Below are 11,525 nucleotides of genomic sequence, written 5' to 3' on the forward strand. Positions count from 1 at the left end.
ATAATGTAAAACTATTCATATATGAGAAGACTATTACTTGTAACACTATTCATGGGTGTGCTCACAGCTGGAGCGCAGGGTCTTGTAACACCAATGACCAAGGCGGCCAAGCAACAGGCGGCCATCAGTGCCAAGAAAGCTGGCACGAGAGGCGATGCCGAGTATTTTGGACGTTTCTTCGTGAACTGCAAAGAGAACACGAATGCACGACAAGTGGCTGAAGAACTCAGGGCGCTCGGTGCAAAGATCAGAGGAGTCGTGGGCGACATTGTACTGATGGAGGCACCCTACTCGAAGCTCGAGGCTATGGCAGCCGTGGAGGGCGTACTGAAAATCGACCTCGGACCAAGGATCCGCAGACAGACGGACATCACCCGAAACGTGACCCAGGCCGGTGACGTGATCAACGGCACGGGTGAGAAACTGCCTCAGGCCTATACAGGCAAGGGCGTCATGGTGGGAGTCATCGATGCCGGATTCGACCTTACACACCCGATGCTGAAAGATAAGGACGGCAACCTGCGTGTAAAGGGATACTATGTAACAGGCCGGAAAAACATGGGAGATCTAGTCATCATCGGCCCAGATACGCTGGCGGGCTCGGCCTTCAACAAGGCAGAAGACATGCTCGACACGCTGAAGGTGAAGGAACTAGGCGGCTCACACGGCACCCACTGTGTCACCATCGCTGCGGGTAGCACGATGAACGACGTGAAAGGCATAGGAGAACAGCCCATCGGCGGCATGGCTCCAGAGGCCGATATCCTGATCTGTTCGCTACAGGAAGATAAGGAATTCCGGCAATACTGTAAAGACAAAAATCTGGACGGGGTTGCCATAGAGTTTTATCAGGCTTTGTACTACATGCTATATGAAGCCACCAACGCCAAGAAGCCACTTGTAGCGAGCATCAGCTATAACTCGATGGACGGCTGGCACGACGGCACCAGCAACATGGCCAGAATCTTGGAGATCTGTGCAAAAAATGCGAAAATCCCCATCATGCTCTGCGCCTCCAACTCGGGTTCAGACGACGGCACCTGCTACCTCAACATGAAGAGCCAAGCCAATGACACACTGAACGTATATGCAGGCAATGGCAATGGCGGCTATGTCTGGGGAGGCATGAAGACAACGAAGAATGTGAAGTTCGAAATCAGTATCGCCAGCGCAATAGACGGACACGTCTACTACAAAGCGCCACTCACCTACAACTCCGACCCCAAGGTAGGAACCGTCGGCCAAGGCACCTATTTCTATATTGGAGAAAATGCCGACAACAGTCATCTGAAAGGCGAGGAGCTAAAGGCAGCAAATGAGATGCTGAAATATATTGAGAAGGGCGATCAGGTGCAATTGTGGTGTTACCAGAACATAGGTTTGGACCAAGACGGCAAGCAGTACACCTATACGGAGCTCAATATGCAAATGAACGGTCTGGAATTCAAGAAAATACCTTACAACGGAGAAACTGGGAGAGGAGAAGACCAACTGGTATTTAAGGTCAGCATGATTCCTACGGAGGACATAGAGCTTCATGCGTGGGGTGACAATGGGTGCGAATATTTCCTCTATGGACAGAAGAATAGCGAGCCGTGGGTAGCTGGCAACAGTAGCCTCTCCGTGGGCGACTGGAACACCTCGGGCGAGACGGTGAGCATCGGGGCCTGGTGCGCCAACAACAAACACAAGGGCCATAGCGGCAAATACACAATAGCGGATGACGTCGTAGGCGATTATGCTTACTTCAGCAGCTATGGCACAGACCTGGCTGGCCATCAACACCCCGACGTCTGTACACCTGGCCACTACGTGGTGGCAGCCGGAAACAGCTTCGACACGACAGTGCCAGACAGGTATATAATAGAGCAGAAGGAATACAGCAACCAGTTTAAGGGACAGGATACTCCACGCAGCTATCCATATCTCTGCATGAGCGGCACCTCGATGTCTACACCCGCAGCAGCCGGCATCGTGGCTCTGTGGCTACAGGCGGCTGCCGACAAGGGCAAGACACTGAGTAACGACGACATCAAGGAGATCATCAGGAACACGAGCGACACCGACAAGTTTACCGAGGGGGCTCCCCAACGATTCGGCTCTGGTAAGATGAACGCCTATAAGGGACTGCTCTACGTGCTGGACATCAACACAAGCATCCCCACCCTCAGCAAGGAACAGCCTAAGAACGTCAGCTTCCGCGTGAATGGTGACATCGTGTATGCCGACGGAGCCGAGGACGGCATCGACGCAACGGTCTATAACCTCCAGGGGGTGGCCGTCAGACAGACAAAGGTACAGGATGGCGCCATCAATCTGGCAGGTCTCCAACAGGGTGTCTACGCCATCCAACTTGGGAAATTAGGATCAACACTCATCCGCAAATAAAAATTAAACTATAAAGACAATGAAGAAAAAACTTTTGATGGCCCTCGCCATCGTCACCATCAGTGGAATGGTAGCAGTGCCTTCAATGGCACAAGTGAAGTATGCCGTTAGCGGAACATATACAGAAGACGGCAAGAAGGTCTACCTGATAGACCAGTTGACAGAAAAAGCTATCGACAGCGTGGTTGTTGCCGACGGTAAGTTTGCTTTCACCGGCACAGCCGATAAGGATGCCCTGATGGGCGTCAAAGCAGAGCAGGCACAGTGGACGACACCATTCTTCAACGACGGCACGCCTATCATCATCAACGTCAATGACAGTACGTTGAAAGGCTCTCCGCTGAACGAGCGTCTGACAAAGCTCGACATTGAAATGGATCTGCCCCAAAAGATGCTGAGCAAGAAGACCGCCAACATGACCGAGGCAGAAATAAGGGCGCATCAGGATGAACTCATGGGTGACATGAACAAGATGATTGACAGTATGATAGCCTTTGCCAACAAGGTATTCAAGGAAGAACGTAATTCACTGATACCTGTGGCATTTTCCAGCTATTACTTCATAGACAACGGCGTAGAGGCGTACGACGAGCTGGTGAAGGAGAATGTGGTGTTTGCCAACCATCCTTTTCTGAAGAAGACCAGAGACTATGTGGAGGCTGCAACGAAGCCGAAGGATAGTCCGAAGACAGCCATCATCGGCCAGCAGTTCATCGACCTGGAGATGGCCGACCCTGACGGCAATCTGCATAAGTTGAGTGAACTCGTTGGCGAGGGCAAGTATGTGCTCGTTGATTTCTGGGCCTCATGGTGCGGTCCCTGCCGTGCAGAGATGCCGAACGTGCTGGAGGCCTACAACAAGTATCACGCCAAGGGCTTTGAGGTGATTGGCGTTTCGTTCGACCAGAAGAAGGAGGCATGGATCAAGGCCATCGGCCAGCTCAAGATGCCGTGGCTGCAGATTTCCGACCTGAAGGGCTGGAAGTGCGCCGCTGCCCCCATCTATAATATTGATGGCATCCCCGACAACATCCTCATCGATCCGAAGGGAAAGGTCATCGACCGCGCCCTTCGTGGCAAGGCGCTACACAACAAACTACAGAAGATCTTTGGAGAATAGCATCAAAAAGCCCCGCCGATTGGCGGGGCTTTAGTTTGTTATGCAATATCAATTTGGCGTGATACCTTCACCTTCTCTTCGATGACCTTCGGGAGTTCGACGGTGAGTACGCCGTGCTCAACCTTGGCAGAGATATCCTCCTTCTTCACATCGTCCGGCAGAATCAGGGTCTGCTCGAACTTTGAGTAAGAGAACTCACGACGCAGATAGCGCGTGTTCTTGTCTTCCTCCTTCTTCTCGTTCTTGCTCTCCATCTTGATGATCAGGTTGCCCTCATCGTTGATGTGAACATTGAAATCCTCCTTTTTCATGCCCGGTGCGGCCAACTCTACGGTATAGGCCTTGTCGCTTTCTTTCACATTGATAGCGGGAGCCGTGCAATTTGCCTTCGGCATAAAGTCCGTATCAAACAAATCATTGAACACACTAGGAATCCAACTGTTACTTCTCATTACTGGCATCATAATCTTTACCTCCTAATTATATTTTTAATTGTTATACATGTTAACTATTTTAGTGATTGCCTTTCGGCTTTCACACACTAACATGCAAGTTAAATGCCAGAGGATTTCCTGCTGTCAATTTGTCGCAATCTCACGACAAATTGTCAGAGCATCCTCTACGGAGGTGACTTGAGTGATGATGACGGAACGTTTGCCTTTGGCCTCGCGGAAGTTGCAACGACGGGGATGGCGCGACACGTAGTCGAGAATCCTGCCGAAAGTCTCGCCCTGATAATAGGGACTCTCGTTGTTGCTCACGAAGTAGAGGTACATATTCTGCTGCTTGAGCATGATTTTCTCGATGCCAAGTTGTTTGCCCTGTACGCGGAGAGGCACCACGCTGATCAGTTCCTCGGCCACAGGTGGAATAGCCCCAAAACGATCCTTTAGTCGTTTACGGTAGGCTTCGAGGTCTGCCTCCAGACGGCGACTGTTGGCGAGGTTGTCGAGCTCACGATAGAGCAGCATGCGTTCGGAGTCGCTGGGCACATAGAGATCAGGGAAGTACATCTCGATATCGGACTCAATGGCACAGTCGTCAACCCATTGAAGATTGAAGATTGAAGATTGAGCATTTTTAGCATCAGATTTCTCGGCCTTAATAAATTCCGGATCCTCACTCCGCAGTTCCGTCATGGCCTGGTTGAGAATCTTCTGATAGGTCTCATAGCCCAGGTCGGAGATGAAGCCACTCTGTTCTGAGCCGAGAAGGTTGCCGGCACCACGGATGTCGAGGTCCTGCATGGCGATGTTGATGCCAGAGCCGAGGTCGGAGAAGTTTTCGAGGGCTTCGAGGCGACGGCGGGCATCAGCAGGAAGGGCTGCCAAAGGCGGTGCCAGGAGATAACAGAAGGCCTTGCGATTGCCACGTCCCACACGACCACGCATCTGGTGGAGGTCGGAGAGGCCGAAGTTATGGGCGCCATTGATAATGATGGTGTTGGCATTGGGGATATCAATACCATTCTCGACGATGGTGGTAGAGAGCAACACATCGTAGTCATAGTTGGAGAAGTCGAGGATAATCTGTTCCAGTTCCTCCGGTTTCATTTGTCCATGACCAATGGCGATACGGGCATCAGGGATATACTTATGAATCATATCGGCAATCTCCTGCAACTGACTGATGCGGTTGTTGACAAAATAGACCTGTCCGTTGCGCGACATCTCGAAGTTAACGGCATCGACGATAATCTCTGAGCCGAAGGTGTGGATCTCCGTCTGGATGGGATAGCGATTCGGAGGCGGCGTCTGGATGACGCTGAGGTCACGGGCGCCCACCAATGAAAACTGCAGCGTACGGGGGATGGGCGTTGCCGACATTGTCAAGGTATCGACATTCGACTTCAGCTGGCGCAGCTTTTCCTTCGTGGACACACCAAATTTCTGTTCCTCGTCGATGATGAGCAGACCGAGATCCTTGAACTTCACCGACTTGCCAATGAGCTTATGGGTGCCGATGATGATATCAATCTTTCCGTTAGCCAGGTCCTTCAGCAGAGCAGTGGTCTGCTTCGTGGTACGGGCTCGGGTGAGATAGTCCACACGGACGGGCATCTCCTTCAGACGGGAGGAGAAGGTACGGAAGTGCTGATAGGCCAAGACCGTTGTAGGCACAAGTACCGCCACCTGTTTCCCATCAGTAGCCGCCTTGAAGGCAGCACGCACAGCCACCTCTGTCTTTCCAAAGCCCACATCACCACATACGAGACGGTCCATAGGCTTAGCTTGTTCCATATCGGCCTTCACGTCCTGCGTGGCCTTCAACTGATCTGGCGTATCCTCATAGAGGAAGCTGGCCTCAAGCTCATGCTGCAAATAGGTGTCGTGACTGAAGGCAAAGCCTTTCTCGCGTCGACGCTTGGCGTAGAGTTTGATGAGGTCGCGGGCGATGTCTTTGATATGGTTCTTAGTGCGCTCCTTGAGTCTCTCCCACTGCCCTGTGCCGAGCGTAGACAGACGAGGCGGCTCTCCCCCATCCTGCGACTTATACTTCGACACCTTATATAAAGAATGTATGGAGACGTAGATGCTGTCGCCATGCTGGTAGAGGATCTTGATCATCTCCTGATAGCCATCGCCCTGGGGCATACGAATCAGACCTCCGAACTTGCCGACACCATGGTCTACATGAACCACGAAGTCGCCAATCTCAAACTGTTGTATCTCCTTAAGCGTGAGTGCCATCTTACCACTACGGGCCTTGTCGCTCTTGAGATTGTATTTATGGAAGCGGTCGAAGATCTGGTGGTCGGTAAAAACACAGATGCGCAGTTCGTTATCAGCAAAGCCCTCATGGAGCGTTTTATCAACGCCGGTGAACGGTACCTTTGCCTTTTCGGCAAAGATATCCTCCAAACGCTGAATCTGCTTCTGACTGTCGGCGAGGATATATATCTGATACCCTTGAAGGAGATAGTCCTCAAAGGTCTGTGCCAACAGATCGAAGTTCTTATGGAAGAGGGGCTGCACGGAGATATCGAAGTGGAGTGTTGAGAATTTGGAGTTTTGAGTGGAGGGACGGTGGCCGAACTCGATACGGCGAAGTCTGTTGGCATCGGCCATAAACTGGACACCATTGATGAGTTGTGACTCACGCTGCAGCTGTTGTTCTATCTCACGCTGCTGCATCTCGGTGGCACCCTCCATCAGTTCTGTACGTGCCTGAGTAGAAAAACCTTCCTGATAGGCACGGTCGATGGCATCACGCACATAGAGATAATCCTTGGTAGCCAGAAACATCTCGTCAGGCACAAACGAGAGGAACGGTACCTTCTCATCTGTCATAGAGAGCTGGGGCACCACCTCTATCCGATCACGCTGATCCTTGGAGAGCTGATCCTCCACCTCGAAGGTGCGGATGGAATCAATCTCATCGCCAAAGAAATCGATGCGGTACGGGAACTCACAACTATAGGAATAGACGTCGAGGATGGAACCACGCAAGGCAAACTGTCCAGGTTCGTAGACATAATCCACCTCGCGGAAGCCAAACTCATGGAGCGTCTTCTCTATCTCGCCCACAGCAATGACCTGACCTTTCTCAAGCACCAACTGGCGGGCATCAAAGCTCTTCTTCGAGACCACCATCTCGGCGAGAGCCTCAGGGTAAGTCACGATATAGCCCGCTGCCCCACTCGTGAGACGGGCCAAAACCTCTGTGCGGAGAATCTCCGAAGCGGCATCACGCTGGGCATACTTGATGGCCCTGCGATAACTGGAGGGGAAGAAAAGCACATCATTATCACCCAATAACTGTGTCAGGTCGTGATAGAAATAGCCCGCTTCCTCGGCATCCTGAAGGATAAAAAGCACTTGAGGACGACATTTCTTAATGAGGCTCGCAAACAGCATCGGGGCACTGGAGCCCACCAACCCATCGAGGAAAATCATCGTAGACGAAGTTTTTCCCAGCTCTTTAGCCAGTGCCGACACCTGTGGCAACTGCGCATATAAATTCTCTAAATCCTGTATATTCATCACGCACTCGGCTTGGCCGCTTGGCTTGTCCAAGAATTTTTGTGCAAAATTACTAAAAAATATACAAATAGCGTGCATGTATCGCAATTTTTTATTAACTTTGCACCATCAAAGCGTATAGCTATGCATGAAAGTGACAGTATAGTCATCATACCAACGTATAACGAGAAGGAGAATATCGAGAAGATTATCCGTGCGATATTCGCCCTCCCTAAGTGTTTCCACATCTTAGTCATCGACGACGGTTCCCCTGACGGAACGGCGGCTATCGTGCACGGCCTAATGATGACGGAGTTCTGCGATCGGTTGTTTATTCTTGAGCGCAGTGGCAAGTTAGGTCTGGGTACCGCCTACATCGCAGGTTTCAAATGGGCCTTGGAGCGCACCTACGAGTACATCTTCGAGATGGATGCCGACTTTAGCCACGACCCCAACGACTTGCCGCGCCTCTACCACGAGTGCCACGACAATGGATATGACTTATCCATAGGCAGTCGTTACGTGAGTGGGGTTAATGTTGTCAATTGGCCCGTTGGGCGTGTACTGATGAGTTATTTCGCTTCTAAATATGTACGCTGTGTCACGGGATTCCTGGTTCACGACACCACGGCAGGGTTCGTATGCTACAAGCGTCGCGTGCTGCAGACCATCGAGCTCGACAAAATTCGTTTCAAGGGCTATGCCTTCCAGATAGAGATGAAATATACAGCCTACAAGATCGGCTTTAAGATTAAAGAGGTGAGCGTGATTTTCGTCAACCGTCGTGAAGGTACCAGTAAAATGTCGGGTGGCATCTTCGGAGAGGCGTTCTTCGGTGTGATGAAGCTCAGATGGGATGGTTGGACGAGACAATACCCGAAGATTAGTGAGAAGTGAGAATGAAAAACAAAACGAGAAACTGTGAAACTCTTAGTCAATATATTGTATAAGATTTACCAGATAATCATCGCATTTCCCGTGCTGGTGATCTGGACCATTTTTACTGCTTTGGAGGTAGGCTTAGGAACCACACTTGGCAACGGGCATTACTGGGGTTATGTACCAGGACGTTGGTGGGGAAAGGTTATCCTCAGGGCGTTTCTGATTCCCGTTACGGTGGAGGGTTGTCAGAATCTGGAGAAGAACCAGAGTTACGTGTTTGTGGCCAACCATCAGGGCATCTTCGACATTTTCCTCATCTACGGTCATCTGGGCCGCAACTTCAAGTGGATGATGAAGAAGCAGTTAGGTCATATTCCTTTCTTAGGCTATGCCTGCAAGAAGTCGCATCAGATATTCGTAGACAAGAGCGGTCCCAAGGCCGTCAAGAGGACCTACGACGCAGCCCGTGAGATCCTGCAGGAAGGCTACTCCGTGACAGTCTTCCCTGAGGGAGCCCGTTCATTTACGGGCCACATGGGCAAGTTCAGAAAGGGGGCATTCGCTCTGGCCGACGAGTTGCAGCTGCCAGTAGTACCACTGACCATCAACGGCTCGTTTGATATCCTGCCACGTACCCGAGGATTCGTAAACATCGTCAACTGGCATCCCCTCCGTCTCACTATCCACGAGCCCATCTATCCCATTGGAAAGGGACCAGAGAATGTGGATGCCACCATGCGTCAGGCCTACGACTCCGTAATGTCAGCTATGGAGCCCCAGTACCAAGGATTTGTAGAAAACCCCGACCAATGATCGCAAGAGATATCCTGTTGTTCCTGCTGCTGATCATCCTACCTTTCTTATGTATCGACCTCAGATGGTTCAAGGGAAAGAAAGCATGGTGGAAGCGGCTGTTGTGGTGGATGCCCTGCGTGGCGATGACGGCCTACTGCGGATATCTGGCCATGGAGCGCGACTTTATCCCTGGCAACGACCGGATATTTATTCTTTACGGTTTTCTTTTCCTCTTAGGACTGATCATCATCCCCATGTGGACGTTTCTCATCTGCTCTTCCCTTGGGAAAGGATGTTCCTGGATAATACGCAAATGCAAAAAATCACCCAGGCGCAAACCAAGGAACTATGGCAATCTCTTAGGCGTATTATCTGTTCCTGTCGTATGGTTTATCCTCTTCTGGGGTACGTTCGTGGGATTCAACAAGTTGGAAGTCAATCATACAGACTACATATCCAAAGACCTGCCCAAGGCATTCGACGGTTATCGCATCGTGCTCTTCTCTGATGCCCATGTAGGCAGTTACCAGAAGCATAACAGCTGGTTGTTGCAACGCGCCGTCGACAGCATCAACGCCCAGAAGCCCGATATGATCATCTTTGCCGGCGACCTGCAGAATATCCAGCCACAAGAGCTTTACCCCCATATCGACGTGTTAGGCACGTTGAAAGCAAAGGATGGCATCTATTCTGTGCTTGGTAACCACGACTATGCGGAATATATCGGTGGCGACGAGGCCATCAAGGCTGCCAACTGCAAAGAGACCGTCAGTCTGGAGCGACAGATGGGATGGAACGTGCTGCTGAATGAGCACTGTACCATCGAACGCGACAAAGACCACGTCATCCTCGCTGGCATGGAGAACGACGGCGATGGTAAGAGGTTCCCACAGAAGGGTGATATCAACAAGACTTTAGAGAATGTCGCAGAGCATGACTTTATCCTGATGTTGGAGCACGATCCTTCAGCCTGGCGGCGCAAGATTGTCAAGGACGGGCGCAGTCAACTGACACTCAGCGGGCATACCCACAAGATGCAATTCTCGCTCTTCGACTGGTGCCCGTTATCTCTGACAGGCAAGGAGTTTAATGGTTGGTATCAGGAAGGCAGCCAACAGCTCTTCGTCACAGCCGGTCTTGGTGGTCTCATCCCCTTCCGTTTCGGTGCCACGGGCGAAATCGTGGTGCTCACCCTCCGCTCTCACTAACCACTTAAAACTATAGAGATATGAGAAAAAACGTATTTACGCTTGCTGCAGTCATCGCAGCCTTGTTCATTTCATTATCCTGCTTCGCTCAGACAGGAAAGGTTAACAACTTCCGCATCAAGCGCGGTACAAACATCAGCCACTGGCTCTCACAGTCTGAGCAGCGTGGTGAGGCCCGCAGGCTTCACATCCAGGAGGACGACTTCGACCGTCTGGAGGACCTGGGCTTTGACTTCGTGCGTATCCCCATCGACGAGGTGCAGTTCTGGGACGAAAAGGGCAACAAGTTACCTGAGGCATGGGACCTGTTGAAGAACGCCCTCGACTGGAGCCGTAAGCACAACCTGCGTGCCATTGTAGACCTTCACATCATCCGTTCACACTATTTCAATGCTGTCAACGAAGCTGATCAGGCCGCTAACACCCTGTTCACCTCTGAGAAGTCTCAGGAGGATCTGCTGAACCTCTGGCGCCAGCTCTCAGCATTTCTGAAGGACCGCAGCTGCGACTGGGTGGCCTATGAGTTTATGAACGAGCCTGTGGCCCCAGAGCACGAACAGTGGAACCAGCTGGTGGCCAAGGTACACAAGGCCCTTCGCAAGTTGGAGCCTCAGCGTACACTCGTGGTTGGCTCAAACATGTGGCAGGGACACGAGACGATGAAGTATCTGAAGGTGCCCGAGGGCGACAAGAACATCGTACTCTCCTTCCACTACTACAACCCGATGATCCTCACACACTATGGTGCTTGGTGGACACCACTGGGCAAATATAAAGGTAAGGTACACTATCCTGGCGTGCTGGTGTCTAAGGAAGATTTCGATGCAGCTCCTGACGAGATCAAGGATCAGCTGAAGCCCTACACAGAACAATATTGGGACATCAACAAGATCCGTGAGCAGTTCAAGGATGCCATCGAGGCAGCGAAGAAATACGGTTTGCAGCTGTTCTGCGGCGAGTGGGGTGTCTATGAACCCGTAGACCGTGAGCTGGCCTATAACTGGACTCGTGATATGCTGACCGTCTTCGACGAGTTCAACATCGCTTGGACCACCTGGTGTTACGATGCCGACTTCGGTTTCTGGGACCAGCAGCGTCACACCTATAAGGATCGTCCGCTGGTAGAGCTCCTGATGTCAGGCAAGCCCCTGGAGAAATAATCAAAGGTAT

8 protein-coding genes are annotated in these 11,525 nt (G+C 51.4%); 6 read left to right on the forward strand and 2 right to left on the reverse strand.

What is annotated here, in order from left to right; genetic code table 11:
* The first annotated feature begins 21 nt into the window (after positions 1-21).
* Together BMY16_RS10620 and BMY16_RS10625 are read left to right on the forward strand one after the other, a co-directional pair.
* Positions 22-2,388: a S8 family peptidase gene (locus BMY16_RS10620; protein ID WP_091842306.1), complete on the forward strand. Its 2,367-nt coding sequence runs from the start codon at positions 22-24 to the stop codon at positions 2,386-2,388.
* A 19-nt stretch (positions 2,389-2,407) separates the two neighbouring features.
* The gene (locus BMY16_RS10625) at positions 2,408-3,508 is read left to right on the forward strand and encodes a TlpA disulfide reductase family protein (RefSeq protein ID WP_091842307.1); all 1,101 of its coding nucleotides are present in this window, start codon (positions 2,408-2,410) and stop codon (positions 3,506-3,508) included.
* Between the two features lie 38 nt (positions 3,509-3,546).
* On the opposite strand, the gene BMY16_RS10630 is transcribed toward BMY16_RS10625, so the two are convergent.
* Together BMY16_RS10630 and mfd are read right to left on the reverse strand one after the other, a co-directional pair.
* The gene (locus BMY16_RS10630; RefSeq protein ID WP_170836088.1) at positions 3,547-3,972 is read right to left on the reverse strand and encodes an Hsp20/alpha crystallin family protein; all 426 of its coding nucleotides are present in this window, start codon (positions 3,970-3,972) and stop codon (positions 3,547-3,549) included.
* A gap of 114 nt (positions 3,973-4,086) precedes the next feature.
* Positions 4,087-7,491, reverse strand: a complete 3,405-nt coding sequence (gene mfd, locus BMY16_RS10635; protein WP_091842473.1) for a transcription-repair coupling factor — start codon at positions 7,489-7,491, stop codon at positions 4,087-4,089.
* A gap of 123 nt (positions 7,492-7,614) precedes the next feature.
* On the opposite strand from mfd, the gene BMY16_RS10640 reads away from it, so the two are divergent.
* From BMY16_RS10640 to BMY16_RS10655, 4 genes are read left to right on the forward strand one after another with little or no spacing between them, the layout of a single operon-like run.
* The gene (locus BMY16_RS10640; RefSeq protein ID WP_091842309.1) at positions 7,615-8,367 is read left to right on the forward strand and encodes a polyprenol monophosphomannose synthase; all 753 of its coding nucleotides are present in this window, start codon (positions 7,615-7,617) and stop codon (positions 8,365-8,367) included.
* A 24-nt stretch (positions 8,368-8,391) separates the two neighbouring features.
* Complete coding sequence (locus tag BMY16_RS10645) at positions 8,392-9,165, forward strand: lysophospholipid acyltransferase family protein (RefSeq protein WP_091842311.1); 774 nt, start codon at positions 8,392-8,394, stop codon at positions 9,163-9,165.
* Entirely contained in the window at positions 9,162-10,355 is a 1,194-nt protein-coding gene (locus tag BMY16_RS10650) for a metallophosphoesterase (RefSeq protein WP_091842312.1), read from the forward strand. Before BMY16_RS10645 ends, BMY16_RS10650 begins: the two co-directional genes overlap by 4 nt.
* Before the next feature lie 20 nt (positions 10,356-10,375).
* A complete protein-coding gene (locus tag BMY16_RS10655; protein ID WP_091842314.1) occupies positions 10,376-11,515 on the forward strand; it encodes a glycoside hydrolase family 5 protein in 1,140 nt (379 codons plus the stop codon).
* Positions 11,516-11,525 lie beyond the last annotated feature (10 nt).

This window comes from Prevotella sp. ne3005 (assembly GCF_900110085.1).
Taxonomy (GTDB): Bacteria; Bacteroidota; Bacteroidia; order Bacteroidales; family Bacteroidaceae; genus Prevotella.

Coding starts and splice junctions, on each gene's coding strand:
- BMY16_RS10620 (WP_091842306.1), top strand. CDS start 22: ATGAGAAGACTATTACTTGTAACACTATTCATGGGTGTGCTCACAGCT.
- BMY16_RS10625 (WP_091842307.1), top strand. CDS start 2,408: ATGAAGAAAAAACTTTTGATGGCCCTCGCCATCGTCACCATCAGTGGA.
- BMY16_RS10630 (WP_170836088.1), bottom strand. CDS start 3,972: ATGATGCCAGTAATGAGAAGTAACAGTTGGATTCCTAGTGTGTTCAAT.
- mfd (WP_091842473.1), bottom strand. CDS start 7,491: ATGAATATACAGGATTTAGAGAATTTATATGCGCAGTTGCCACAGGTG.
- BMY16_RS10640 (WP_091842309.1), top strand. CDS start 7,615: ATGCATGAAAGTGACAGTATAGTCATCATACCAACGTATAACGAGAAG.
- BMY16_RS10650 (WP_091842312.1), top strand. CDS start 9,162: ATGATCGCAAGAGATATCCTGTTGTTCCTGCTGCTGATCATCCTACCT.
- BMY16_RS10655 (WP_091842314.1), top strand. CDS start 10,376: ATGAGAAAAAACGTATTTACGCTTGCTGCAGTCATCGCAGCCTTGTTC.